This is a genomic window from Actinomycetospora sp. C-140, from assembly GCF_054796175.1.
This window is the reverse complement of record NZ_JBTWNF010000023.1, coordinates 18733-43575: the sequence shown is the minus strand read 5'-3', so window position 1 is coordinate 43575 and position 24843 is coordinate 18733. Positions and strand designations below refer to the sequence as shown.

The window sequence follows — 24843 nt, the reverse complement described above, 5'->3', positions numbered from 1 at the left end:
ACCCGGCCGGCGAGGTCAGCGCTTGCGTGAGCTGATCACGCCGGTGTCGAAGCCCGCGAGGTGCAGGCCGCCGTGGAAGCGGGCGTGCTCGACCTTGAGGCACCGGTTCATCACGACGGTGAGACCGGCCGCCTCGGCCCGCGCCGCGAGGGCCTCGTCGTAGAGCCCGAACTGCAGCCAGAACGTCGACGCCCCCGACGCGATCGTCGCGTCCAGGACGTCCGGCAGGTCCTCCATGCGGCGGAAGACGTCGACGAGGTCGGGCGTGACGGGCAGCGCGTCGAGCGACGGGTAGATCGGGTGCCCGAGCATCTCGGTGGCGTTCGGGTTGACGAAGTACACGTCGAGGTCGGTGGACAGCAGGTAGGTGGCGACGAAGTTCGACGCCCGCGCGGGGTTCGGCGACGCGCCGACCATCGCGACGGAGTGCGTCTTGCGCAGGATGGCCTGGCGCTCCTGCGCGCTCGGCGGGGTCCAGGTCACGCGCTCTCCTTGGTGGCTTCGGTGAGCGCCTGGTCGAGGTCCCAGAGGATGTCCTCGGGGTCCTCGATGCCGACGCTGATGCGGATGAGGTCGGGCCGCACGCCGCCCTCGCGCAGCTGCTCGGCGGTGAGCTGCTGGTGGGTGGTCGACGCCGGGTGCAGCACGAGCGTGCGGGCGTCGCCGATGTTCGCGAGGTGGCTGCACATCTGCACCGACTCGATGAAGCGCCGGCCGGCCGCGCGGGCGGCGTCCTCGTCGTCGGACGCGCCCCGGACCCCGAAGCTGAACACCGCGCCGGGGCCCCTGGGCAGGTAGTGCTGCGCCCGGGCGTGGTGCGGGTGGCCCGGCAGCCCGGCGTAGCTGACCCACGCGACCCGCTCGTCGGCGTCCAGCCACTCCGCGACCCGCTGGGCGTTGGCCACGTGGTCGTCCATGCGCTGCGGCAGCGTCTCGAGGCCCTGGAGCAGCAGGAACGCGGAGTGCGCGGACAGGGTCGCCCCGATGTCGCGCAGCTGCTCGGAGCGCACCTTGGTGAGGAAGCCGTACTCCTGGAAGTTGCCCCACCACGTCAGCCCGCCGTACGACGGGATCGGCTCGGTCATCTGCGGGAAGTTGCCGTTGCCCCAGTCGAACCGGCCGGACTCGAGGATCACCCCGCCGATCGTGGTGCCGTGCCCGCCCAGGAACTTGGTGGCCGAGTGGATCACGATGTCGGCGCCGTGCTCCATCGGGCGGCACAGGTACGGCGTCGCCATCGTCGCGTCGATGATCAGCGGCAGGCCGCGCTCGTGGGCGACCTCCGCGAGCGAGGCCACGTCGGTGACGTCGCCCGACGGGTTCGCGACGATCTCGGCGAACACGAACCGCGTCCGCTCGGTGATCGCGGCGCGGAACGCGTCGGGGTCGTCGCCGGCGACGAACGTGGTGTCGACCCCGAAGCGGCGCAGGGTCACGTCGAGCTGCGTGACCGTGCCGCCGTAGAGCGCGGCGGACGCGACGATGTGGTCGCCGGCGCCCGCGAGGGTGGCGAAGGTGAGGAACTCCGCGGCCTGCCCGGAGCTCGTCGCCACCGCCCCGAGCGCCCCCTCGAGGCTCGCCATCCGCTCCTCGAACGCCGCGAGTGTCGGGTTCGCGATCCGGCTGTAGATGTTGCCGTACTTCTGCAGCGCGAAGAGGTTCGCGGCGTCCGCGGTGTCGTCGAAGACGAAGCTCGTCGTCTGGTAGATCGGCACGGCGCGCGCGCCGGTCGACGCGTCGGGCACCGCGCCGGCGTGCACCGCGCGCGTGCGGAAGCCCCAGGGGCGGTCCTGTCCAGCCACCCCGCCGTTCTACCGCACCCGGGCGACGTCGGCTCCGCTCAGAACCCGAGCTTTCCGAACCAGGCGGTCGACGCGGCGTTCCATGCGTTGATCAGCGCGAGGGTGCCCCCGGCGAGCACGACCGCGCTCGTGGCGAGCGCGATGATCCCGTAGACGGGCAGGAAGGCCAGGAGCACGAACGCGCCGAAGAACGAGAAGACGCTCGACAGCATCGCGAGGCCGGTCAGGACCGTGAGCACGATGCGCGCCCACTGCGCGCGACCGCGGAAGTGCAGGGCGAGGAACACGCCGATCGCGCCGCCGAGCAGCGCGAACACGATCCCGACGCCGGAGAACACGTCGCCGACCCCGATCGTCGACAGGACCGTGCCGACGACGTTGACGGCGATGATCCCGATCCAGAGCAGGAACGCGCGCTGCACGGTCGGCGGGATGTCGACCGGCAGCGGGACGCCGCCGAAGCCCGGGGGGATGAGGGCGTTGGCGCCGGGGGTCGAGGGAGCGGACGGCCGTGGCTGACCGGCGGGTGGCGGCGGGCCGAACGACTGCTGACCGAACGGCTGCTGGCCGGGCTGCTGGCCGAACTGCTGCTGGCCGAACTGCTGCTGGCCGCCGGTGGGCGGGCCGTACTGCTGGCCGCCGGTGGGCGGGCCGTACTGCTGGCCGCCGGTGGGCGGGCCGTAGCGGGGTGGGCCGTACTGGGGTGGCCCGTACTGGGGTGGCCCGTACTGCGGGGACGGGCCGGACGTCGGGGGCGGGCCGTACGGCGGTCCGCCGGCGGGGGGCTGCTGGCCGTAGGGCGGGTTCGGGGCGCTCATGGCGAGAACGTAGGGCGCCCGTCATGACCCGGACAGACGAAGCGAATACTCAAAATCTGCGTGACCGGCGCCACCGATTACTCATGCGCGGGCGCGGAAGTACGGGTTCGCCGTGGCCTGGTAGGAGAAGATGATCGCCGCGACGATCAGCGCCGCCTGCACGAGGTTCGCGATCGTCGGCACCAGGGGCAGGCTGAAGCCGATGCCGGCCGAGAGCAGCAGGCCCAGCACCGTGAACAGCACCGAGATGCCGCCGACGATCGCGAGCGTCAGCCGTGCCCAGTTCATGCCCTGGCGCATCTTGACGGCGCCGACGACGAACAGCACGAGGAAGACGACGCCGACGACGAGGCCGCTGACGGCGCCGGCCGTCGCTCCGGGCAGGTCCGGGATCGGCGGGGCGGTGACGAAGCCGATGACACTGCCGAGGAGTCCGACCACCACGGCGGCGATCCAGAGCACGAACGAGCGCTGCACGGGGGCGGGCGGGGCTTCGCGGGGCGCGGTCACGGCGGCACGGTAGATCATCAAGGGGAGTTCAGGGGACCGTTCGGCTCAATCGAGGTCCCGCACCCAGCGCCACACCGTGCCCTCGTCGGAGTCGTCGGCCTCGCCGTCGAAGGTGAAGCCGCACCGGCGCAGGACGCGCACCGAGGCGTTCTCCTCGGCGCGCGTGTGGGCCCGGACCCGCCGCACGCCGCCGGCCCGCGCGCGCTCGAGCCACTGCCCGACCGCCGCCGTCGCGATGCCCCGACCCTGCCGCGACGGCGCCACCGAGTAGCCGATCTCGACCTCGCCGTCGGTCGGCGGACCCGTGAAACCGCCGAGCCCGACGACCTCGCTGCCCTCGACGAGCAGGTGCGCGAACCACGACGGGTCGACCCCGCCCTCGAGCGCGCGCACGGTGGGCTCGAGGGCCTCGGGGAAGGCGAGGTAGCCGTCCACGAGCGTGAGCCCGAAGCGTTCGGTGAACGCCTCCGGCTCCGTCAGCAGCGTCACCGCCTGCTCCGGCGGCAGCGGCACGACCCGCACTCCCATGTGAGTAGTTAACGCCCTCACCGGGGCGCCAACTGCTCACATGCCGTGCATCTTCGCGATGACCTGGAGCATGACCTCGTCGGCGCCGCCGCCGATCGAGGTGATGCGCATGTCGCGCAGGAACCGCGCCGTCCACGTCTCCTCGATGTAGCCCAGCCCGCCGTGGTACTGCAGACAGGTCCGGGCGACGTCCTCGCAGAGCCGGCCGATCGCGAGCTTGGCGATCGTCGCGAACCGCGACGTGTCCTCGCCGCGCATGAACGCCTCGGCGCACGCGTAGTTGTAGTGCCGGCACATGTCGACGCGGGCGTAGAGCTCGGCGAGCTGGTAGCTCAGGTACTGGTTGGTGATCAGCGGGCCGCCGAACGCGTGCCGGTTGCGCAGGTAGGTCGCGGTGCGGTCGAGGGCCCGCTCGCAGGCGCCGACGCGGCCGTAGCAGGCGACCATGCGCTCGTTCTGGAACTGCGCCATCTGCTGCTGGAAGCCGCGGCCCTCGCGGCCGATGGTGTTGCTCAGGGGGACACGGGCACCGTCGAACGACAGCTCCGCGGTGTCCGAGCAGCGGTTGCCCAGCTTGTCGAGCGTGCGCGAGACCGACACCCCGGGCGTGTCCGTCGGGACGATGATCTGCGACATCCCCCGCGCACCCCCCTCGTCGGACGTGCGCGCGAGCAGGCACAGCCAGTCGGCCTGCACCCCGTTGGTGATGTAGAGCTTCGACCCGTGGATCACCCAGTGGTCGCCGTCCCGGACCGCGCGGGTGCGCAGCCCGGCGACGTCGGACCCGGCGTCGGGCTCGGTGACCGCGATGGCGGTGACGTGCTCGCCGCGGATCGCGGGCGCCAGGTACCGCTGCTTCAGCTCCTCCGACCCGAAGCGGGCCAGCGAGGGCGTCGCCATGTCGGTCTGCACGGCGATCGCCATGCCGACCCCGGCGGCGTCGGCGCGCCCGATCTCCTCGGCGAGCACCACGGAGAAGAGGTGGTCGGCACCGCCCCCGCCGTAGGCCGGGTCGTACTCGAGGCCCAGGAAGCCCAGCTCGCCGAGCTTGCCGAACAGCTCGTGGGTGGGCATGCGCTCGTCGCGCTCCCACTGGTCGACGTACGGGTCGATCTCCCGCTCGACGAACGTCCGGACGGTCTTGCGGAACGCCTGGTGCTCCTCGGTGAAGGCGACCACTACTTCCCTCCCTGCAGGTGCGCCAGGGCCGGCCCCCAGCGGTCGGTCTGGGAGCCGGTCGGCGCGTAGAGCGGGATGCGCTGGGCGATGCCGCCGAACCGCGCCTCGAGCGCCGGACCGACCTGGTCGGGCTCGGCGACGATCGCGATGGTGTGCAGGACCTCGTCGTCGACGGCCTCCCCCATCGCCTCCCACTCGCCCCGCTTGGACAGCGTGTTGAGCTCCCGGGCGAGGTCGCCCCAGCCGTGCAGCTCGAGCACCGGGTGGTACGCCGGGGTCGAGCCGTAGAAGGCGACCTGGCGGCGGACGTCGCGGACGCTCTCCGCGAACTCCTCCTCGGTGTTGCCGGTGGCGATCAGCGCCGTCGCCGAGAACTCGAAGCCGGTGCCGTCGCGGCCGCTCGTCTCGAAGCCCTGGTGCAGCGCCGGCAGGGTCACCTCGTGCAGGTAGCGCTCGGTGGAGAACGCGTGCGCCATGAAGCCGTCCGCGACCTCGCCGGCGACCGCCGTCATCCGCGGGCCGACCCCGGCGAGGTGGATCGGCGGGGTGCCGTACGGATTCGGGTCGGGCGAGAAGAACGGCGTCATCAGCGTGTGCGTGTAGAACTCGCCGCGGAAGTCCAGCCGCTCACCCGTGTTCCACGCGGCCCAGATCGCGCGGACGGCGCGGATGTACTCGTGCATGCGGTCGGCGGGCCGCGACCACGGCATCGAGAAGCGCTTGGTGACGTGCGGCTTGATCTGGGTGCCGAGGCCCAGGATGTAGCGCCCGCCGGTGACCTGGTGCAGGTCGTTGGCGGTCATCGCCGTCGTCATCGGGGTGCGGGCGAACGCGACGGTGATCGCCGTGCCGAGCGTGATCGTCTCGGTGCGGGTGGCGGCCAGGGTGATCTGGACGGCGGGGTCGTGCTGGGTCTCCGACGCCCAGACGGCGTCGTACCCGGCCTTCTCCGCGGTGACCGCGTCGTCGGCGAACGCGTCCAGCCCACCCGTGACCACGGTGGCGTCGACCTTCATCGCAGCAGCTCCTCCGGGACCTCCGTGCAGCGAACGAGCTGTTCGCTGCTTCTCTGCGCGCGAACTCCCCGTTCGCGCCCGGCGCCGTCGCTCACTCGGCCACCGCCAGGGTCACGAGTGTCGCGTGCGCCTCGACGTACTGGCCGACCGCGACGTGCACGGTCTCGACGACGCCGTCGGCGGCCGCGAGCGCCGGGTGCTCCATCTTCATGGCCTCGAGGACGACGAGCTTCTGACCGGCGACGACAGGGTCACCCGCGCGGACGAGCACCTCGACGACGGTGCCGGGCACCTCGCTCACGGGGCCGGCGCCACCGGCCGCAGCATCCGGTGCGGGCAGGCGCGGCATTTCCCGCCAGGCGCTGTGCCCCTCGCCGTCGTCGACGTGGGCGGTTCCGTCGTGCTGGGTGACGCGGCAGCGGAACTCGACGCCGTCGAGGGTGACGCGGACGCTCTCGGGCGACAGGTCGCGCAGGCCGAGGTGTCGGCCGTCGAGGTCGATCCCGTCCGCGGTGTGGCGCGCGGCGACCGCGACCTCGCCGTCGGGGCCGGCCCAGGTGACGGTCGGGCGGGGCGCGCCGCGCAGGGGCCGCCAGCCGGGCGGGGCCAGCACGGCGAGTGGGTCGTGCCCCCGCCGGGTGGCGGACGTGCACGCGACGGCGGCGGCGAGGTGCACGAGTCGAGGGGTCGCGGGCTCCGGGGCGCGGAGGCCGGGGTGCTGATCGAGGAAGTCGGTACGGGTCCGCCCCGCCAGGAAGTCGGGGTCGCGCAGCACCGCGACGAGCAGGTCGCGGTTGGTCGCCGGGCCGTGGATCTCGGCGGCGGCGAGACCCGCGGCGAGCCGGCGCGCGGCCGCGACGCGGGTCGGGGCGTGCGCGATCACCTTGGCGATCATGGGGTCGTAGAAGGCGCTGACCTCGCCCGACGTCCCGAGCGCGTCCTCCCAGCGGAGCTCCGCGTCGTGGGAGTAGCGGTGGAGCGTCCCCGGGCTCGGACGGTCGCCGGCGGCCGGGTCCTCGGCGTAGAGCCGCACCTCGACGGCGTGGCCCCGCGGCTGCAGGTCCTCCTGGGTGAACGGCAGCGGCTCCCCGTCGGCGATCGCGAGCTGGAGGGCGACGAGATCGACGCCGTACACCTCCTCGGTCACCGGGTGCTCGACCTGCAGCCGGGTGTTCATCTCGAGGAAGTAGTAGCTCGCCGGTGTCAGCCTGGCGTCCACGCTGGCGTCAGACGTCAGGAAATCCGCATCCTCGAGCAGGAACTCCACGGTGCCCACACCGACGTAGCCGAGCTTCTCCGCGAGCGCGACGGCCGTCGCGCCCATCTGGTCGCGGAGCTCCGGCGTCACCACGGGCGACGGCGCCTCCTCGACGACCTTCTGGTGCCGGCGCTGGATCGAGCACTCGCGCTCGCCGAGGTGCAGGACGTGGCCGTGGGTGTCGCCGGCGACCTGGATCTCGACGTGTCGGGGCGCGTCGAGGAGGCGCTCGAGGAAGACGGTGTCGTCGCCGAAGCTGCGCGCGGCCTCGGCGCGGGCGGAGCGGACGGCGTCGGCGAGCGCGTCGGGCGACCGGACCTCCCGCATCCCGCTGCCCCCGCCGCCCGCGCTGGCCTTGACCAGCAGCGGGAAGCCGACGCCCTCGGCCGCCCGCCCCCAGCCGTCGGGGTCGTCGGTCTCCAGCAGGGCGTCGGGCAGCGTCGGGACGCCCGCCTCGCGCGCCAGCGCCTTGGCGGTGTGCTTGACGCCCATCGCCTCGATCGACGCCGGGTCCGGACCGACCCACGTGAGCCCGGCGTCGCCGCACGCCCGCGCGAACGACGCGTTCTCCGAGAGGAACCCGTAGCCCGGGTGCACCGCGTCGGCGCCGGTCGCCCGCGCGGCGGCGAGGACCTGCTCGGCATCGAGGTAGGTCTCGGCGCTCGTCGAGCCGCGCAACGCCACGGCGCGATCGGCCTCGGCGGCGTGCGGCGCGTCGGCGTCGGGCTCGGAGTAGATCGCGACGGTGCGGATCCCGAGCGTGCGCGCGCCGCAGATGACCCGTCGCGCGATCTCGCCGCGGTTGGCGACGAGCAGCGTACGGATCACCGGCACTCCCCTGTGATCGAAGTACCGATACGGACGCTCAGTGTCTGCAACGGCACTTCGCTGACACACCCGCCCACCCCGCTCACATCCGGAACGGCGCGAAGCGGGTCGCGCCGGTGACGGGGGCCGAGTGGACGGCCGAGAGCGCCAGTCCCAGCACGGTGCGGGTGTCGCGGGGGTCGATGACGCCGTCGTCCCACATCCGCCCCGACGCGTAGATCGCGTTGGACTGCGCCTCGACGCCGTCCTCGATCGCCTTCCGGGTGGCGCGGTCGGTCTCGTCCGAGTACCCGCGCCCCGCCCGCTCGGCCGACCGCCGCTGCACCATCGACATCACGCCGGCGAGCTGGGTGCCGCCCATGACCGCGATGCGGTGGTTCGGCCACGTGAAGACGAAGCGCGGGTCGTAGGCGCGCCCGGACATGCCGTAGTTCCCGGCGCCGTAGGACGCGCCGACCATGAGCGTCAGGTGCGGGACCTCGGAGTTCGACACCGCGTTGATCAGCTTGGCGCCGTCCTTGATGATCCCGCCGCGCTCGTAGGCCGACCCGACCATGAACCCGGTGATGTTCTGGACGAACAGCAGCGGGATCGACCGGGCATTGGCGAGCTGGACGAACTGCGCGCCCTTCTGGGACTCCTCGCTGAACAGGATGCCGTTGTTCGCGAGCACCCCGACCGGGAAGCCGCCGATCGAGCCCCAGCCGCAGACGAGCGTCGTGCCGTAGAGCGGCTTGTGCTCGTCGAAGCGCGAGCCGTCGAGCACGCGGGCCAGCACGTCGCGGACCTCGACCGAGCGTTTCGGATCGGACGCCGCGCACGCGAGCAGCTCCTCGGCCGCGAACACGGGGGCGTCGGGCGCTGCCGACGGTCCCGGCCCCGCCTTGCGCCACCCCAGGTCGGCGACGATCCGCCGCCCGATGCGCAGGGCGTCGCGCTCGTCGGCGGCGAGGTGGTCGGCCAGCCCGGACTCGCGGGCGTGCATCTCCGCGCCGCCGAGCGTCTCGTCGTCGACGTCCTCGTTGATCGCCATCTTCACCAGCGGCGGCCCACCCAGGTAGACCGTGGCCTGCCCGCGGACGAACACGGTGTACTCGCTCATCCCCGGCATATAGGCCCCGCCCGCGGTGGACGAGCCGAAGACGACGGCGATCGTCGGGATGCCCGCCGCCGAGAGCCGCGTCATCTCGCGGAACGTGCGGCCGCCGGGGACGAACAGGTCGGCCTGGCGGGGCAGGTCGGCGCCGCCGGACTCGACGAGGGCGACGACGGGCAGCCGGTTGCGCTCGGCGATCTCCAGGGCGCGCAGCTGCTTGGTGACGCCGATCGGGGTGATCGAGCCGCCCTTCACCGTCGGCTCGTTGGCGATGACCAGGCACTCGACGCCGCTGACCGCCCCGATCCCGACCACGAGGCCCGCGCCGGGCGTCGTCAGATCCGGCTCGTGGGCCCCGGCCAGCGCGCCGATCTCGAGGAACGCGGCGTCGGGATCGAGCAGGAGGTCGACGCGCTCCCGCGCCGTCAGCCGGCCGCGGTCGTGGTGGCGGTCGACGTACTTCGCCCCACCGGCGGCGAGCACCGTCGCGGCCACCTCGTCGACCCCGGCCAGCGCGTCGAGCATCGCGGCGCGGTCGGCGGCGTACTCCGGGGTCGACGGGTCGAGCCGCGAGCCCAGCACCGCCGGCGGCGAGATGTCGGGGGCGCTCACGACTCCAGCCCCAGGCGCCCCGCGACGACCTCGGTCATGATCTCGTTCGCGCCGCCGCCGATGCCGAGGATGCGCGCGTCGCGGTAGTGGCGCTCGACCTCCACGCCGTGCATGTAGCCCATGCCCCCGTGCAGCTGGACGGCCCGGTCGACGACGGCGTCGCACGCCGCGACCGCGGTGTTCTTGGCCATCGCGAGCTCGGTGACGACGTCGGCGCCCGCCTGCCAGCGTGCCAGGACGTCCCGGACGTAGGTCCGCGCCACCGTCGCCGTGCGCGCCATCTCGGCGATCTGGTGGCGCACGACCTGGCGCCGGGCCAGCGGTTCGCCGAACGTGCGCCGCGTCCGGGCCCAGTCGATGGTGAGGTCGACGCAGCGCTGGGCCGTCGCGTAGGCCTGCACGGCCATCGACATCCGCTCGGCCGCGAAGTTGACCATGATCTGGCGGAAGCCCGTGTTCTCGGCGCCGACCAGGTTCGACGCCGGCACCCGCACCCCGTCGAAGCGCAGCTCGGCGGTGTCGCTGCAGTGCCACCCCATCTTGCGCAGCCGCGAGCGTGACACCCCGGGGCGGTCGGTCTCGATCACCAGCAGGGAGATGCCGCGATGCCCGGGTCCGCCGGTACGCACGGCGGTGGTGACGATGTCGGCGCGCGTTCCGGAGGTGATGAACGTCTTCGCCCCGTCGACGACGAACTCGTCGCCCTCCCGCCGGGCGCGCGTGCTCAGTGCGGCGACGTCCGAGCCGGCCTCGGGCTCGGTGATGCCGAGGCTCGTGATCGTCCGTCCCGCGAGCGCCGGACGGACGAAGCGCTCGATCTGGTCGGGGTCGCCGGCCGCGGCGATGTGGGGGACGCCGATGCCGTGGGTGAACAGGCCCGCGCAGACCCCGCTCGACCCGCCGGACAGGATCAGCTGCTCGGCGACGAGGCAGGCGTCGAGGTGCTCGCCGGTCCCGCCCGCGGCGGCCGGGAAGCCCAGCTCGAGCAGGCCCAGGTCGCCGGCGCGCTCGTGCAGCGACCGCGGCAGCGCACCCTCGTCCTCCCAGCCGTCGAGGTGCGGGACGATCTCGCGCGCCGTGAAGTCGGCGACCAGCTCGCGCAGCGCCCGGCGCTCGGGCGTCGCCCACGCGTCGTGCGCCGAGCCGGTGGAGCGAGGGTGACCCTCGCTGCCTCCCACGCACCCAGGGCGTCCCTCGCTCCTCGCACTCGCCGACCCCGTCACCGGCGGACCGCCTCGGCCTGGCCGGCGAACTGCTCGCGCAGGACCCGCTTGAGGAGCTTGCCCGTGGCGTTGCGGGGCAGCTCGTCGACGATCTCGACGCGCCGCGGCGCCTTGAAGTGCGCGATGTGCTCGCGGGCGTACGCGATGACCTCGTCCGGGTCCAGCGGCCCGGAAGCGACCACCACCGCCAGCACCGTCTCGCCCCACTGCGCGTCACCGACGCCGACGACCGCGACGTCCGTGATCCCGGGATGGCGGTGCAGCACCTGCTCGACCTCGATCGGATAGACGTTCTCGCCACCGGTGATGATCATGTCCTTCTTGCGGTCGACGAGCGTCACGAAGCCCTCGGCGTCCCGGACCCCGAGGTCGCCGGAGTGGAACCAGCCGTCGCGCATGACCTCGGCGGTCGCCTCCGTGCGGTTCCAGTAGCCCGCGAACACCGTCGGCCCCCGCAGCACCAGCTCCCCGACCTCGCCGACCCCGACGTCCTCGCCGCGCTCGTCCACCAGCCGCGCGTCGACGTGCATGAACGGCCGGCCCACCGATCCGGCGTGCGTGAGCACGTCGGCGGCGTCGAGGAAGAGCGCGGCGGGCGAGAGCTCGGTCATCCCGAAGCCCTCGGTGAACGTCCAGCCGAGGCCGGTGAAGTGCTCGATGACGGTGACCGGGCACGGCGCGCCGCCCGAGATCGCCCAGCGCAGGCCGGGCAACGGCGGCAGGGACGGCAGCCGTGTCAGCGCCGCCCACATCGCCGGGACGAGGAACTGTGTGGTGACGCCCTCGCGGGCCATGAGATCGACGAACGCCGCGGGGTCGAACGACGGCACCACGACGACCGTCCCGCCGGCGTAGATCAAGGGGAGCGCGGAGAGGCCCAGCGCGCCGATGTGGAACAGCGGTGCCGCCGCGATCGTCACCTCGGTGCCGCCGATGCCCGGACCCGCGGTGACCATGTTGATCGCGTTCCACAGCATGTTGTCGTGGGTGAGCACCGCGCCCTTCGGGACGCCGGTGGTGCCCGAGGTGTACATGATCACGCAGGGGCTGCCGCCGTCGACCGGCTGTCCCGCGGCGGGCTCGTGCCCCGGCTCCGCCCCCAGCTCGACGACCGCCGCGCCGGGCTGCTCGTCGAGGGCCGCCTCGGCCAGGGCCGTGAAGGTCGTCGAGCGCACCAGCACCGACGCGCCGGAGTCGGCGAGCACGTGGGCCACCTCGGCGGGCGCGAGGCGGTGGTTCACGGGCACGGTCACCGCACCGAGCCGGGCGGCGCCGAAGAGCCACTCGAGGTACGCGGCCGAGTTCTCGCCGAGCAGCGCCACCCGCGTCCCGGCTCCGACGCCGAGCGCGGCGAGCGCCCCGGCGCGGGCGCCGACGCGACGGTCGAGCGCGGCGTAGGTGTGGCGGGCGCCCGTCGCGACGTCCACGAGGGCCGTCGCGTCGGGCCGGCGCTGTGCACGCCGGGCGACCCAGTCGGCGATCCCACCGTCCACGTCCGCTCCTCCCGCCTCGACGCGACCTCGGCTACTCTGCCCGTACGTGCGGTCAGTCCACAAGGGAGTGCCATGAGCGAGCCGGCCGTGGCCCCGGGACGTCCGCGCGGCGGGCGCCGCGACGAGATCCTCGAGACGTTCACCCGCCACGTCGCCGAGCGCGGCTACGACCGCGCCAACTTCGGTGACGTCGCCTCCGAACTGGGGATGAGCAAGGGCACGATCGTCCACCACTTCGGGACGAAGGACCGGATGCTCGCCGAGGTGCAGGAGCGCTACATGCGCCGCCGGCTCGACGAGGCCCACGGGCTCCTGGCCCGGCTCCCGGCACCGGCGGAGCGGATCGCGGCGTTCGTGCACGCCGGCGTGCGCTACTCGGTCGACGAGCCCGCGACCACCGTCGCCTTCCAGCGCGAGGTCGTCCGGCTCACCGACGAGCCCGGGATGGAGACCGCGCGCGCCCAGCGCGACGCGTACCGGGACCTCGTCGTCGCCGTCCTGCACGACGGCGAGGCCGCCGGCGTGTTCGTGCCCGGCGACGCGCGGCTGCGCAGCCTGCAGATGTTCGGCTCGCTGCACTGGATGTGGACGTGGTTCGACCCGCGGGGCCGGCTGTCCGCCGCGGACGTGGCCGCCGAGTTCTGCCGCACGCTGCTGCGGGGTCTCGGCGTCGACGAGCCGACCCTCGCCGCGACCGCCGACCCGGACGGTCCCGTCGCCCGCTGCGTCGCCGAGGTGTGCGCTCCGCGCACGTGAGCACTTCGGAGTGCCAGGACACTCCGAAGTGCTCACATGCGCTAGCGCACCCGGCGGTACGACGCGATCAGGGTGCCGGTCGCGGCCTGGGTGACACCGGTCAGCTCGAGCGGGCGGGCGACGCCGGTGGTCGGGAAGACGCCCTTGCCGCCGCCGAGCAGGATCGGCTCGATCATCAGCCTGTACTCGTCGACGAGGTCCGCCTCGGCGAGTGCCGCCGCGAGGGACGCGCTGCCCTGCACGAGCAGCGCCCCGCCGTCGCGGTCCCGCAGTTCGCGCACGGCGCCCACGGCGTCGTCGGCCGGCAGGAGCACCGAGCCCGACCACGTCATGTCCGCGTCGGTGAGCGTGCGGGAGGCGACGTACTTCGTGATGCCGTTGATCCGGTCGGCGAACGGGTCACCGGCCTGCTGGGGCCACGCGCTCGCCGAGACCTGCCACGTCCTGCGACCGAAGAGCATCGCCTCGGCCTCCTGCAGCGCGGCGTCCCAGGCGGCGCCCATCGTCTCGGGATCGAAGTAGGGCATCGACCAGCCGCCGTGGACGAACCCGCCGTCGGTGTCCTCCTCGGGACCGCCGGGCGCCTGGGTGACGCCGTCGAGGCTCGTGAACTGGGTGACGAGGACGCGCATCGTGCTCTCCTCCCGGACCGGTGGGTGGGTGATCAGTGCCGCGTGTACGCCGGGATGAGGACGGCGGCGACGGCGAGGTGGACCAGCGTCAGCCCGATGCGGGTCGGCGTCGTGGCCTCGACGAGCACGATCGGCACCAGCGACGCGGCGGTGACCACGACGGCGAGGACGGTCCAGGCGGCGCGGCCGTGGCGCGAGACCTTCTCGGCGAGGGCCAGGACGCCCCACCCGAGCAGCCCGAGGACGACCGTCGTGCCGATCGTGGCGGTGACGTCGACGCGGGCCGAGCCCATCGAGTCGGTGATCCAGTAGTCGGCGCCGACGAGGGCACCGACACCCCACGCGACCAGGGCCGCGGCGACGGCGCCGACGATGCCGAGCGCTCGGGTGCGGACGCGGGATCCGGTGGTGGGGGCGGCGGTGGCGGCGGGAGCGGTGATCGCGGACATGGTGACCTCCGGTGGGGCGCCTGGTGGGCGGTGCTGCCCTCAGGTCGAACGGCGGCCACGGTCCTCGACACGGGCCCGGAGATTTCTCGAGACTGTGTCCGCTGTAAACAGTATCTACAGGACACAGTAAGGCTGCAAGCCCCTGGACACACACCCGCCCGCACCGGAGGGACCGGTGCGGGCGGGCTCGGGGGAGTAGCGGGACTCGGGCGGGCTCAGACGGAGGCGCGGCTCCCGCGGTGCATCAGCAGGTACACCGCGCCGCTGACGAGGAAGCCGACCTCGAAGGCGATGTCGCCGACGGAGGGCACGGCCGACGCGACGAGACCGGTGAACGCCACCTGGTTGGCGAACAGCACGATCGACACGACGATCCCGGCGAGCATCGCGACGGGACCGGCGATGTTCCGGTGGGTCACGTCGAAGAGCAGGCCCTCGGCCTCTGAACCGCGGCGCAGCCACCAGTCCGCGAAGACGACCGCCAGCCACGGCCCGATCCAGTAGGCGATGATCAGCAGGAAGCTCTCGTAGGCGTGCCCGGCGTCGGCGAGGCCGAACAGGGCCACGACGAACCCGAGCACCCCGAAGGCCCCGACGGCGAGCGCCCGGCGCAGGTGCAGGGGCATCCGGAGGCCCATGGCGACGAACGACATGGCGCCCGAGTAGATGTTGATCGCGTTCGCGGCGACGGCGCCGACGGCGATGCACAGCAGGGTCAGCGCGGCGAGCCAGCCGGGCAGGTGGGCGGTGAACGCGCCGGTCGGCGTCGCGTCCGGGTCGCTGACGAGCGTCGCCGACGCCGCGCCGACGGTCTCGAGGATCACGCACGGCACGAACACCCCGAGCCCGGCGGCCCAGCCGGTGGCGCGCGGGCTCGTCGCCGGCGGGAGGTAGCGGGTGTAGTCGGTGGCGTAGGGGTTCCAGCCGGCGGCGTAACCGAACGTGGCGCCGACCGTGAGCAGGAACCCCGCGACCGGCCCGGCGGGCTGGCCGTCGGTGGGGACGAATGACGGGTCGACCTGGCTGAGGATCACCACCGACGTGATCGCGAAGACCACCGCGAGCACCGGCAGCACGACCTTCTCGAAGCCGTGGATGAGGTTGTGCCCGAGCAGGGCCACCCCGATCTGCACCGCCGCCACGATCAGCAGGCCGAGCCAGGCCGGCATGCCGGTCAGCGTCGCGAGCGCCAGCGCGCCGGACACGCTGTTGACCGCGAACCAGCCGATGCCGCCGACGATCGCGTTCAGGCCGGCGGGCAGCGCGTTGCCGCGGAACCCGAACCCGAGCCGGGAGAGCACCATCATCGGTACGCCCGTGGCCGGACCGCGCGACGAGAGCAGCCCGTGGGTCAGCGATCCCAGCGCGGTGCCGACGACGATGCCCAGCACGGCGCCCCAGAACGACAGGCTGAACGCGCTGACCGCGAGGACCCCGACGAAGATCGTCGCGAACTCGAGGTTGGGGGAGCACCACGTCCAGAACAGCTGGCGCGGGTGCCCGTGCCGCTCGGCGAGCGGGATGAACTCGGCGCCGCCGGGCTCGACGGCGACGACCTTGTCGCCGTAGACGCCCTCGCGGACGACGACGTCGGACGGATCCTGGGCGATCGACATCGCGGGGTCTCCCCTCACTGCACGGTGATCGCCGCCAACTTCGCGGCGAGGTACTCGCGGGCGCGCACCGGTGCAGCGGCCACGTGTCCGACGGGCGGGCCGAGGGCCTCCACCGTCGTGTCCGGGTCCAGCTCGTAGAAGTAGACGAGCGAGACCAGGTCCTCATCGGGCGCGACGTCCTGCGGCGGGAGCACGCGGTGCCGGGTGGAGCGCCAGCGCTCCCCGGTCCACCGCGCCAGCAGGTCGCCGATGTTGATCGTGAAGGCGCCCGCGTGGTGCGGGGCGTCGACCCAGCCCAGGCCAGGGACGTCGACCTGCAGCCCGCCGGCCCCGACCTCGCGGTCGAGCACGGTCACCGTCCCGAAGTCGGTGTGCGCGCCGATGCGGAACTGACCCGCGGCGGGCTCACCGGTCTCGGTCAGCGGCGGGTAGCGGTTGACGTTGAGCGTGTAGGACGGGTGCCGGGTGCGCCGGGTGAAGAAGTCCTCCGCCAGCCCCAGCGCGCAGGCCCCGATCACCAGCAGCTTGTCGGCCAGCGCGCGCATGTGCGCGAGGTGCTCGGTGAGCGCCGGGCGCAGCGCCGGCACCTCGCGCGGCCAGACGTTCGGGGCGAACCAGACGGCGTCCACCTCGGGGTCGCCGGTGGGCGTGTCCGCGCCGCAGGACCAGCTCTCCTTGAGGTCGGGCGGGGTGGTCACGCCCTCGGCACCCGCGTTCGCCTCCGCGCCGGGCGGGAGCCAGCCCCGGCCCCCGACGCCGACGGCGTACGCGTTCTTGACCTCGGCGGGCATGGCGAAGAACTGCCGCGCCGCCGACCGGGCCGCGGCGCGCACCGCGCCCGGCACCTCGTGCCCGGTGACGAGCAGGAAGCCCGAGGTGCACAGGGCCTCGTCGACGCGGCGCGCGACCGCGGCACGGTCGTCGGCGGTGCCGTGGAACCACGGCTGGAGATCGACCAGGGGGACGGGAGCGGTCACTCCGGCCCCCCGATGTCCTCGAGCCACGCCTCGGGGTGGTCGGCGGCGAAGCGCGCCATGAGTGCCGCGCACTCGGCGTCGTCGAGCACGCTGACCTCGACGCCGAGGTCGGCGAGCCAGGCGTGCTGGCCGCCGAAGTTCTCCGCCTCGCCGACCACGAGGCGCGGGATGCGGAACTGGCGGATGAGGCCGGCGCAGAACCAGCACGGCGACAGGGTCGTGACCATGGTCGTGTCGCGGTAGTGGGGGCGTCGCCCGGCGGCGCGGAACGCGGCGGTCTCGCCGTGGGTGGCGGGGTCGCCGTCCTGGATGCGGCGGTTGTGACCGCGCCCGAGGATCGCGCCGTCGGGGCCGAACAGGGCCGCGCCGACCGGCACGCCTCCCGCCGCCGCACCGGACCGGGCCTCCTCGAGCGCGACGGCGAGCATCGCGGTGGGGGTGAGCACGACGGTCACGCTGCCACCCTGCGCCTGCGCACCGGCCCGGAGGTGTCGTGGCTGTTACGTGTCGGTCGTGCACGACCGGGCATGCTGGTGCCGTGCCCGAGCTGCCCGAGGTCGAGAACGCGCGCCAGGTCGTCGAGAAGGCCCTGGACCGGGTGATCGCGCACGTCGACGACACCGACGAGTACGTGTGCCGCCCGCACCACCCCGGCGAGATCGACCAGGCCCTCAAGGGCGGCCGCCTGGTGGCCGCGCACCGGCGCGGCAAGACGATGTGGTGCGACACGGTCACCGCCGACGGCGCCGCGGGTCCGCACCTCGGCATCCACCTCGGGATGGGCGGCCGGATCTTCGTGACCGGGCCGCAGGGGGACGCGTCGAGCCTCTACGCCGGCGGCGACCCGCACGTCGGCGGCATGCCGAAGAAGCCCGGCGAGCGCCCGGACAAGCCGGAGTGGGACCGGGTCACGATCAGCTTCGACGACGGGGGCGCGCTGCGCCTGTTCGACAAGCGCCGGCTCGGGCGCGTGCACCTCGAGCCCGACGTCGACGCGCTCGGCCCGGACGCCGCCGAGATCACCCGTGACGAGTTCCGCGCCCGGGTCGGCAAGGGGATCGTCGCGATCAAGGCGAAGCTGCTCGACCAGTCGGTGCTCGCCGGCGTCGGCAACCTGCTGGCCGACGAGACGCTCTGGGAGGCGAAGCTCTCGCCGTCGCGCCCGGCGGGGGAGCTGTCGGTCGACGAGCTCGACGACCTGCGCCGCGTCCTGCGTAAGGCCACTCGCGACGCGATCAAGCGCGGCGGCGTGCACACCGGCGAGGTCATCCCGCACCGCGCGAAGGACGAGACGTGCCCGCGCTGCAGCGCGCCGATGGAGCGCGGGACCGTCGGCGGCCGGACGACGTGGTGGTGCTCGGCCGAGCAGGCGGACTGAGTCCGCCGACCGGCGGGTAACAAGCCCAGCGCACCGTACGGAACAACGACGTTTCGGAGGACCGCGATGGCGCGCGCCCAGGACGACGACCTCGGTCGGCTCCGGGAGGTGTGGCGCGACGTGCTGCGCCGCGACCCGGACCAGGAGCTCTTCCACGGCGTCGTGCGCGCGGTGCTGGAGAGCATCGGTCCCGTGCTCGTCGAGCACCCCGAGTACGCCGAGGTCGTCGGGCGGCTCTGCGAACCGGAGCGGGTGATCTCGTTCCGCGTGCCGTGGGTCGACGACGCCGGGACCGTCCGGGTCAACCGCGGGTTCCGCGTCGAGTTCAACTCCGCGCTCGGGCCGTACAAGGGCGGCCTGCGGTTTGCGCCGTCGGTGACGCTCGACGTCGTCAAGTTCCTCGGCTTCGAGCAAGTGTTCAAGAACGCGCTGACCGGCCAGGACATCGGCGGGGGCAAGGGCGGCGCGGACGTCGACCCGAAGCAGCTCTCGCCGGGCGAGATGATGCGCTTCTGCCAGTCGTTCGCCACCGAGCTCGCCGGCCACGTCGGCTCGTCGACCGACGTCCCGGCCGGCGACATGGGCGTCGGGCCGCGCGAGATCGGCTGGATCCTCGGGCAGTACCAGCGCGTCGTCGGCCTCCACGAGCCCGGCGCCTTCACCGGCAAGCCGGCCGCGCTCGGCGGGTCCGCGCTGCGCCCCGAGGCGACGGGTTACGGCACCGTCTACTTCACCCAGCGGATGCTCGCCGAGCAGGACCGCGACCTCGACGGCGCCCGCGTCGTCGTCTCCGGCAGCGGCAACGTCGCGCTGTTCGCGATGGACAAGGTGATCGCCGCGGGCGGCACCGTCGTCGGGTGCTCGGACTCCCGTGGCTCGGTCGCCGAGCCCGACGGCGTCGACGTCGACGCGCTGCGCGAGGTGAAGGGCCAGGGCGGGTCGGTCGCGGACTACGCCGAGAAGCGCGCCGGCGCCACGGCGGGCGACGGCTCACCGTTCACCGTCGACTGCGACGTCGCGCTGCCGTGCGCGACGCAGAACGAGATCGGTCCCGACGAGGCTCGCGCGCTCGTGGAGAACGGGTGCTGGGCGGTCGCCGAGGGCGCGAACGGCCCGGTGACCCCGGAGGCCCTCGCCGTGCTGCGTGACGGCGGGGTCGCGTTCGGGCCCGGCAAGGCCGCCAACGCCGGCGGTGTCGCCGTGTCGGCGCTGGAGATGCAGCAGGCCGCGGGTCGGGAGCGCTGGAGCGCCGAGGTCGTCGACGAGCAGCTCGCCGCGATCATGACCGACGTCCACGCCCGGGCGCGCGACGCGGGCGAGCGCTACTGCGGCGACCCGTCCGACATGGAGAACGGGGCCAACGCCGCCGGCTTCCTGCGGGTCGCGGAGGCGATGACCAGCCTCGGCGTGGTGTAGGACTCGGGTCATGTCCCACGCCGCACCCGTCACCCCGGCCGCGTTCAGCTTCGCCGAGCTGACGCCGACGGCGTTCCTGGACCGCTCGGCCCACGCCTTCGCCACCCGCGACGCGATCGTCGACGGCGACGGCCGCTTCACCTACGCCGAGTTCGGCGCCCGCTCCCGGCGCCTGGCCGGCGCCCTGCACGAGATGGGCATCGAGCCCGGCGACCGCGTTGCGGCGCTGGCGACCAACAGCCACGTCATGCTCGAGTGCCACCACGGCGTGCCGTACGCGGGCGCGGTGCTCGTGCCGCTCAACACGCGGCTCTCGGTCGACGAGATCGTCCACATCGTCGAGCACTCCGGCGCGCGGCTGCTGATCGCGACCCGCGAGCTGGTGGAGAACGCGCGGGCCGTGGCCGAGCGGACCGGGGTCCAGCTCGTCGAGGAGGGCGAGCGCTACGAGTCGCTCGTCGACGACGCCGACGAGCGCGTCGTACCGGTGTCCGACGAGCGGAGCCTCCTCGCGATCAACTACACCTCGGGCACCACCGGCCGGCCCAAGGGCGTCATGTACCACCACCGGGGCGCGAACCTCCAGGCGCTCGCGATGGCGTTCCACCTGCGTCTCGAGCCGGCGTCGCGCTACCTGTGGACGCTGCCGATGTTCCACTGCGACGGCTGGTGCTTCCCGTGGGCGGTCACGGCGGCGGGCGGGCTGCACGTGTGCCTGCGCGCGGTCGACGCGGAGGAGATCTGGCGGCTCATCCGCTCCGAGGGCGTCACGCACTACTGCGCCGCGCCCACCGTCCTGACGATGATCGCCCACGCCGACGCGGCGAAGGACGGCCCGGCGCCCGAGCGCGTCACGGTCGCGACCGGCGGCGCCCCGCCCTCGCCGACGCTGCTCGCGCGGATGGACGAGCTGGGGATGTCGGTGACCCACCTCTACGGGCTCACGGAGACGTACGGGCCGGCCAGCGTCAACGACTGGCACCCCGAGTGGGACGACCTCCCCGCCGACGAGCAGGCCCGGCTCAAGGCGCGCCAGGGCGTGGGCAACGTCGTGGCCCAGCGGCTGCGAGTGCTCGACTCCGCGGGCGGCGACGTGCCCTCCGACGGCGAGACCCTCGGCGAGCTCGTGCTGCGCGGCAACGACGTCATGCTCGGTTACTACCGCGACCCCGAGGCCACCGCGGAGGTCGACGCCGACGGGTGGTTCCGCACCGGCGACCTCGGCGTCGTGCACCCCGACGGCTACGTCGAGATCCGCGACCGGAGCAAGGACGTGATCATCTCGGGCGGCGAGAACATCGCCTCGGTCGAGGTCGAACGGGTGCTCGACAGCCACCCCGCGGTCATCGAGTCCGCCGTCGTCGGCGTGCCGGACGAGCGATGGGGCGAGATCCCGGTCGCGTACGTGACGGTCGCGCAGGACGTCGAGCCCGACGAGCTCGTCGAGCACGTCCGCACCCACCTGGCCCGGTTCAAGGCGCCGAAGCGGATCGTCTTCGGCGACCTGCCCAAGACGTCGACCGGGAAGATCCAGAAGAACGTGCTCCGCGAGCAGACGGAGTAGTGCCCGTGTCAGCGAAGTGCCGTCGCAGACTCTCAGCGTCCGTATCGGTACTTCGATCATGGGTGCCTACGGTGGCGGCGTGACCCCGCTGCCCTACGGCTCCTGGCCGACACCGATCACGTCCGAACTCGTGGTCGCCGCCGCGGTCCGGATCGACGGCGTCCGCCCCGACGGTCGCGGCGGTGTCGTCTGGGGCGAGGCGCGCGCGACCGAGGGCGGGCGCACGCAGCTCGTCCGCCGCGACGCCGAGGGCTCCGTGGCGGACCTGCTCGCCGACGACGCCAACGTCCGCACCGCGGTCCACGAGTACGGCGGCGGGGCCTGGTGGCTCCACGGGGACGTGGTCTTCCACGTCGACTGGTCCGACCAGCGCCTGCGCCGTCGCGCGGCGGACGGGTCCGTCACGGTCCTCACCCCGGAGCCCGCCGCCCCTCGCGGCGACCGCTTCGCCGACGGCGACGTCGCCCCGGACGGCACGTGGATGGTCTGCGTCCGCGAGCACCACCCGCGCGAGGGCGCCCCGGCCACCGAGGTCGCCAACGAGATCGTCCGCCTCGACGCCCGGGCACCCGGCACGCCGGAGGTCGTCGTCACCGGGACCGACTTCGTCGCGGCCCCGCGCCTCTCACCGGACGCGTCCCGGCTCGCCTGGATCTCCTGGGACCACCCGTCGATGCCGTGGGACGAGACCGTCCTCACGGTCCGCGACCTCGCCACGGGCGCCGACACCGTCGTCGCCGGCGGGCCGGGCGAGTCGGTCGGCGAGCCCGCCTGGCAGCCCGACGGCGCGCTGCACTTCCTGTCCGACCGCTCCGGCTGGTGGAACCTCTACCACTGGGAAGGAGCCACGGTCAGCCCGCTCGTGGTGGTGGACGCCGAGATCGGTCTGCCGGCCTGGCAGCTCGCCGGCTCGCGGTTCGCCACCGTCGGCGACCGGGTGGTCTTCGCCCGGTCGTCCCAGGGCTTCGACGCCCTCGCGGTGCGGGCCGCCGACGGCACCGTCACCGAGATCGACACGCCGTTCACCGCGATCCGGTCGGTGCGCGCGGACGGCCCGGACGCCGTGGTGTGCGTCGCCGGGTCCCCGACCGCGGAGCCCGGGGTGCACCGCATCGGGATCGACGGCACCGTCTCGACCCTGCGCCGACCCCGCGACCTGGGTCTCGACCCCGCGATGGTCTCGGTGCCCGAGCCGTTGACGTTCTCCTCGCTCGACGGCCAGGGCCGCCCGCGCGACGCGCACGCCCTGTACTACCCGCCCGCGGGAGACGGAGCGGAGCGGAGCTCGACCCGAGAAGGCGACGACGGGCCGGCGGACGAGCTGCCGCCCCTGCTCGTCGTCATCCACGGCGGCCCCACCGGATCGGCGCAGCCGGTGCTGGCCATCACCACCCAGTACTGGACGAGCCGGGGCTTCGGCGTCGTCGACGTCGACCACGGCGGCTCCACCGGCTACGGCCGCGCGTACCGCGAGCAGCTCCGCGGCGCCTGGGGCGTCGTCGACGTCGCCGACTGCCTCGCCGCCGCCCGGGCGCTCGCCGACGCCGGCCGCGTCGACCCCGCGCGGATGGCCATCCGCGGCGGCTCGGCGGGCGGCTTCACCACCCTCGCCGCCCTGGCCCGGGACGACACCCCGTTCGCGGCGGGTGCCGACCACTTCGGCGTCGCCGACCTCGAGGCGCTCGCGCGGGACACGCACAAGTTCGAGTCGCGCTACCTGGACGGGCTCGTCGGGCCGTATCCCGCGGCCCGCGAGGTCTACGTCGAGCGCTCCCCGATCACGCACGTCGAACGGTTCGCGACGCCGTTGATCGTGCTGCAGGGTGACGAGGACGAGATCGTGCCGCCCAACCAGTCGGAGGCGATCGTCGGGGCGCTGCGCCGCCGCGGGGTGCCCGTGGCGTACCTGCTCTTCGCGGGCGAGCAGCACGGGTTCCGGCGCGCGGAGAACATCCGCCGGGCGCTCGACGCCGAGCTCGCCTTCTACGCGCGGATGTTCGGTTTCGCGCTGCCGCCGGGCGAGGACATCGCGCCGGTGCCGATCGAGGGGTGAACGTCGGGTCCGTCCGCTTCCGTCCGGACCCCTCCGAGGTGCACAGTGGTCGATGTCACTCCGGGTGAGGAGGGGATCGCCATGGCGGGCTCACGACTGGGTCGGCTCTTCGGGCGGGGCCGGGACGACCGGGCGGCCGACACCGCGCCGCCCGAGTACACCGGCATCGGGGCACCGCGCCCGTACGACGCACCGCGCGGCGCGCCGGGCCACGGCCTCGCGGGGTACGGGCAGTCCGTTCCCCCGCCGCGTCCGGCGTCGCCACGCACGCGGTACGACGAGGCCGCGCGGCACCGGCGCGACGCCGACCAGCAGGTGGGCGTCCTGGAGCGCTTCGACGCCAAGCTGAGCCACCAGATCCACGAGGCGACCCAGGAGGAGCGGTTCGACTACGTGCGCGAGCTGCTCTCCCGCCAGCGCGCGGTCCGCTCGCGGCTCGAGGAGGCCACGATGCGCCGCAACCGGCTGCTCGCCCGCGAGGAGGAGCTCGGTGCCGACCGGGCGGGCGGGACGGCCGGCTGGGGTCGCTGAGCGTTACCGCTGCGCGGACGGCACGACGTAGACGGCGGTGCCGTACGCCGCGATCTCGCTGGCCGACTGGGCGATCTCGTTGCAGTCGAACCGCAGGGCGAGCACCGCGTTGGCGCCGTGCGCCATGGCCTCCTGCGAGAGCCGGCCGAGCGCCTCGTGCCGCGAGTCCGACAGCAGCTTCGACAGGCCCTTGAGCTCGCCGCCGGCCATCGCCTTGAAGCCGGCGCCGAGGTTCGAGAACATGTTCCGGCTGCGCACCGTGAGGCCGAAGACCTCGCCGAACACGCGCACGACCTGGTAGCCGGGCAGGTCGTTCATCGTCGAGAGCAGGATCGGGTACTGCTGGCCTGGCTGCTGCCCCGGGTGCTGGGGGAGGGCCTGGCCCGGAGGCTGCGAGGGCGGCTGCTGAGGCTGGTTCACGATCAGGAGAGTAGCCCCGATCACACCCGGATCCGGCCGTCTCGACGCGGCCGATCGGGTCAGGCGTGCTGGGCGTGCAGCGCAGCGCGGGTCATCGCGACGAGCACGGGCGCGGCCACCTCGGGGTGCGTGTGCCCGGCGCTGCGGGGCGTCGAGTTCATCAGGCCGAACGCGGCGTGGGCCCGGACGCGCGCCGCCTCCCCGCTCGCGGCGAGCCCGGCCCGCTGCAACGCGTCGACCCAGATCTCGACGTAGGCCCGCTGCAGCCCGCGGACCCGGCGGCGTGCCTGGTCGGGGAGGTTGGCGAGGTCGCGGTCCTGGACGGTGATCAGCTCGGGCTGGCGCAGCGCGAAGTCGGTGTGGAACGCGACGAGGGCGTCGAGCAGCTCCACGGGGTCGGCGTGCTCGGCCGCCCGCTCCTGACCGCCGGCGAGCAGGTGCTCGCTGATGCCCACCAGCATCTCCGCGAGCAGCCCCTCCTTCGACGGGAAGTGCCGGTAGAGCGCGGGGCCGCTGACCCCGACCGCCGCGCCGATCCCGTCGATGGACACGCCGTGGAACCCGTGGGCGGCGAACAGGCGCGCGGCCTCGGTGAGGATCTGCTCGCGGCGGGACACGGTGACGGGCACCCTCGGGAGCCTACGGCCTCCTTGCCGCCGACGTGAACGCTTGCTAACGTCGTGTTAGT

Annotated in this window: 24 protein-coding genes; 6 read left to right on the top strand and 18 right to left on the bottom strand. The window is 73.6% G+C overall.

Features of this window, described 5'->3' with window-relative positions; translation table 11 throughout:
* Positions 1-15: 15 nt before the first annotated feature.
* The 11 genes from ACR9E3_RS28710 to ACR9E3_RS28660 form a co-directional block, all read right to left on the bottom strand.
* Positions 16-483, bottom strand: coding sequence for a CoA-binding protein (locus tag ACR9E3_RS28710; RefSeq protein ID WP_460384263.1), 468 nt, complete (start codon positions 481-483; stop codon positions 16-18).
* A complete protein-coding gene (locus ACR9E3_RS28705; protein WP_460384262.1) occupies positions 480-1802 on the bottom strand; it encodes an O-acetylhomoserine aminocarboxypropyltransferase/cysteine synthase family protein in 1323 nt (440 codons plus the stop codon). Before ACR9E3_RS28705 ends, ACR9E3_RS28710 begins: the two co-directional genes overlap by 4 nt.
* A 38-nt stretch (positions 1803-1840) precedes the next feature.
* Positions 1841-2620 carry a hypothetical protein gene (locus ACR9E3_RS28700; RefSeq protein ID WP_460384261.1) on the bottom strand — a complete coding sequence of 260 codons (780 nt, stop codon included), beginning with the start codon at positions 2618-2620 and terminating at the stop codon, positions 1841-1843.
* An 81-nt stretch (positions 2621-2701) separates the two neighbouring features.
* Positions 2702-3130 carry a hypothetical protein gene (locus ACR9E3_RS28695; protein WP_460384260.1) on the bottom strand — a complete coding sequence of 143 codons (429 nt, stop codon included), beginning with the start codon at positions 3128-3130 and terminating at the stop codon, positions 2702-2704.
* A 45-nt stretch (positions 3131-3175) separates the two neighbouring features.
* Positions 3176-3658, bottom strand: a complete 483-nt coding sequence (locus ACR9E3_RS28690; RefSeq protein WP_460384258.1) for a GNAT family N-acetyltransferase — start codon at positions 3656-3658, stop codon at positions 3176-3178.
* Between the two features lie 36 nt (positions 3659-3694).
* Positions 3695-4837, bottom strand: a complete 1143-nt coding sequence (locus ACR9E3_RS28685) for an acyl-CoA dehydrogenase family protein (RefSeq protein ID WP_460384257.1) — start codon at positions 4835-4837, stop codon at positions 3695-3697.
* Complete coding sequence (locus tag ACR9E3_RS28680; RefSeq protein ID WP_460384256.1) at positions 4837-5853, bottom strand: TIGR03617 family F420-dependent LLM class oxidoreductase; 1017 nt, start codon at positions 5851-5853, stop codon at positions 4837-4839. The genes ACR9E3_RS28685 and ACR9E3_RS28680 overlap by 1 nt, the downstream gene beginning before the upstream one ends.
* 91 nt (positions 5854-5944) lie before the next feature.
* The gene (locus ACR9E3_RS28675; protein ID WP_460384255.1) at positions 5945-7939 is read right to left on the bottom strand and encodes an acetyl/propionyl/methylcrotonyl-CoA carboxylase subunit alpha; all 1995 of its coding nucleotides are present in this window, start codon (positions 7937-7939) and stop codon (positions 5945-5947) included.
* 82 nt (positions 7940-8021) lie between these two features.
* Positions 8022-9560 (bottom strand): acyl-CoA carboxylase subunit beta, encoded by a 1539-nt coding sequence (locus tag ACR9E3_RS28670; RefSeq protein ID WP_460384343.1) that lies wholly within the window; start codon positions 9558-9560, stop codon positions 8022-8024.
* Positions 9561-9643: 83 nt separating this feature from the next.
* A complete protein-coding gene (locus ACR9E3_RS28665) occupies positions 9644-10825 on the bottom strand; it encodes an acyl-CoA dehydrogenase family protein (RefSeq protein WP_460384253.1) in 1182 nt (393 codons plus the stop codon).
* Positions 10826-10866: 41 nt separating this feature from the next.
* On the bottom strand, positions 10867-12363 hold the full coding sequence (locus ACR9E3_RS28660) for an acyl-CoA synthetase (RefSeq protein ID WP_460384251.1): 1497 nt from the start codon (positions 12361-12363) through the stop codon (positions 10867-10869).
* A gap of 72 nt (positions 12364-12435) precedes the next feature.
* Between ACR9E3_RS28660 and ACR9E3_RS28655 the strand changes: the two genes are divergently transcribed.
* On the top strand, positions 12436-13119 hold the full coding sequence (locus ACR9E3_RS28655; RefSeq protein WP_460384250.1) for a TetR family transcriptional regulator: 684 nt from the start codon (positions 12436-12438) through the stop codon (positions 13117-13119).
* A 41-nt stretch (positions 13120-13160) separates the two neighbouring features.
* Here ACR9E3_RS28655 and ACR9E3_RS28650 read toward each other — a convergent pair whose 3' ends face one another.
* The 5 genes from ACR9E3_RS28650 to ACR9E3_RS28630 form a co-directional block, all read right to left on the bottom strand.
* A complete protein-coding gene (locus ACR9E3_RS28650; protein ID WP_460384249.1) occupies positions 13161-13751 on the bottom strand; it encodes a dihydrofolate reductase family protein in 591 nt (196 codons plus the stop codon).
* A 32-nt stretch (positions 13752-13783) separates the two neighbouring features.
* A complete protein-coding gene (locus tag ACR9E3_RS28645) occupies positions 13784-14200 on the bottom strand; it encodes a DUF6069 family protein (RefSeq protein ID WP_460384248.1) in 417 nt (138 codons plus the stop codon).
* 215 nt (positions 14201-14415) lie between these two features.
* Positions 14416-15816, bottom strand: coding sequence for a purine-cytosine permease family protein (locus ACR9E3_RS28640; protein WP_460384247.1), 1401 nt, complete (start codon positions 15814-15816; stop codon positions 14416-14418).
* Positions 15817-15830: 14 nt separating this feature from the next.
* Positions 15831-16793 (bottom strand): isopenicillin N synthase family dioxygenase, encoded by a 963-nt coding sequence (locus ACR9E3_RS28635; protein ID WP_460384245.1) that lies wholly within the window; start codon positions 16791-16793, stop codon positions 15831-15833.
* Positions 16790-17221 carry a nucleoside deaminase gene (locus tag ACR9E3_RS28630; protein ID WP_460384342.1) on the bottom strand — a complete coding sequence of 144 codons (432 nt, stop codon included), beginning with the start codon at positions 17219-17221 and terminating at the stop codon, positions 16790-16792. Before ACR9E3_RS28630 ends, ACR9E3_RS28635 begins: the two co-directional genes overlap by 4 nt.
* Before the next feature lie 110 nt (positions 17222-17331).
* Here ACR9E3_RS28630 and ACR9E3_RS28625 point away from each other — a divergent pair, with 110 nt between their 5' ends.
* The 5 genes from ACR9E3_RS28625 to ACR9E3_RS28605 all read left to right on the top strand — a co-directional run bounded on the left by ACR9E3_RS28625 (position 17332) and on the right by ACR9E3_RS28605 (position 23735).
* Positions 17332-18171, top strand: coding sequence for an Fpg/Nei family DNA glycosylase (locus tag ACR9E3_RS28625; RefSeq protein WP_460384244.1), 840 nt, complete (start codon positions 17332-17334; stop codon positions 18169-18171).
* Positions 18172-18237: 66 nt separating this feature from the next.
* The gene (gene gdhA, locus ACR9E3_RS28620) at positions 18238-19587 is read left to right on the top strand and encodes an NADP-specific glutamate dehydrogenase (protein ID WP_460384243.1); all 1350 of its coding nucleotides are present in this window, start codon (positions 18238-18240) and stop codon (positions 19585-19587) included.
* 10 nt (positions 19588-19597) lie between these two features.
* Positions 19598-21151, top strand: a complete 1554-nt coding sequence (locus ACR9E3_RS28615; RefSeq protein ID WP_460384242.1) for an acyl--CoA ligase family protein — start codon at positions 19598-19600, stop codon at positions 21149-21151.
* Between the two features lie 79 nt (positions 21152-21230).
* Positions 21231-23204 (top strand): S9 family peptidase, encoded by a 1974-nt coding sequence (locus ACR9E3_RS28610; RefSeq protein WP_460384241.1) that lies wholly within the window; start codon positions 21231-21233, stop codon positions 23202-23204.
* Between the two features lie 81 nt (positions 23205-23285).
* Positions 23286-23735, top strand: coding sequence for a hypothetical protein (locus ACR9E3_RS28605; RefSeq protein WP_460384240.1), 450 nt, complete (start codon positions 23286-23288; stop codon positions 23733-23735).
* Between the two features lie 3 nt (positions 23736-23738).
* Here the strand turns inward: ACR9E3_RS28605 and ACR9E3_RS28600 are convergent, their stop codons facing one another.
* Both ACR9E3_RS28600 and ACR9E3_RS28595 read right to left on the bottom strand, forming a co-directional pair.
* The gene (locus ACR9E3_RS28600; RefSeq protein ID WP_460384239.1) at positions 23739-24155 is read right to left on the bottom strand and encodes a YbjQ family protein; all 417 of its coding nucleotides are present in this window, start codon (positions 24153-24155) and stop codon (positions 23739-23741) included.
* A gap of 59 nt (positions 24156-24214) precedes the next feature.
* Positions 24215-24784, bottom strand: a complete 570-nt coding sequence (locus ACR9E3_RS28595; RefSeq protein ID WP_460384237.1) for an SACE_7040 family transcriptional regulator — start codon at positions 24782-24784, stop codon at positions 24215-24217.
* Positions 24785-24843 lie beyond the last annotated feature (59 nt).

Coding starts and splice junctions, on each gene's coding strand:
- ACR9E3_RS28605 (WP_460384240.1), top strand. CDS start 23,286: ATGGCGGGCTCACGACTGGGTCGGCTCTTCGGGCGGGGCCGGGACGAC.
- ACR9E3_RS28680 (WP_460384256.1), bottom strand. CDS start 5,853: ATGAAGGTCGACGCCACCGTGGTCACGGGTGGGCTGGACGCGTTCGCC.
- ACR9E3_RS28645 (WP_460384248.1), bottom strand. CDS start 14,200: ATGTCCGCGATCACCGCTCCCGCCGCCACCGCCGCCCCCACCACCGGA.
- ACR9E3_RS28670 (WP_460384343.1), bottom strand. CDS start 9,560: ATGCTCGACGCGCTGGCCGGGGTCGACGAGGTGGCCGCGACGGTGCTC.
- ACR9E3_RS28640 (WP_460384247.1), bottom strand. CDS start 15,816: ATGTCGATCGCCCAGGATCCGTCCGACGTCGTCGTCCGCGAGGGCGTC.
- ACR9E3_RS28650 (WP_460384249.1), bottom strand. CDS start 13,751: ATGCGCGTCCTCGTCACCCAGTTCACGAGCCTCGACGGCGTCACCCAG.
- ACR9E3_RS28655 (WP_460384250.1), top strand. CDS start 12,436: ATGAGCGAGCCGGCCGTGGCCCCGGGACGTCCGCGCGGCGGGCGCCGC.
- gdhA (WP_460384243.1), top strand. CDS start 18,238: ATGGCGCGCGCCCAGGACGACGACCTCGGTCGGCTCCGGGAGGTGTGG.
- ACR9E3_RS28630 (WP_460384342.1), bottom strand. CDS start 17,221: ATGCTCGCCGTCGCGCTCGAGGAGGCCCGGTCCGGTGCGGCGGCGGGA.
- ACR9E3_RS28700 (WP_460384261.1), bottom strand. CDS start 2,620: ATGAGCGCCCCGAACCCGCCCTACGGCCAGCAGCCCCCCGCCGGCGGA.
- ACR9E3_RS28615 (WP_460384242.1), top strand. CDS start 19,598: ATGTCCCACGCCGCACCCGTCACCCCGGCCGCGTTCAGCTTCGCCGAG.
- ACR9E3_RS28690 (WP_460384258.1), bottom strand. CDS start 3,658: ATGGGAGTGCGGGTCGTGCCGCTGCCGCCGGAGCAGGCGGTGACGCTG.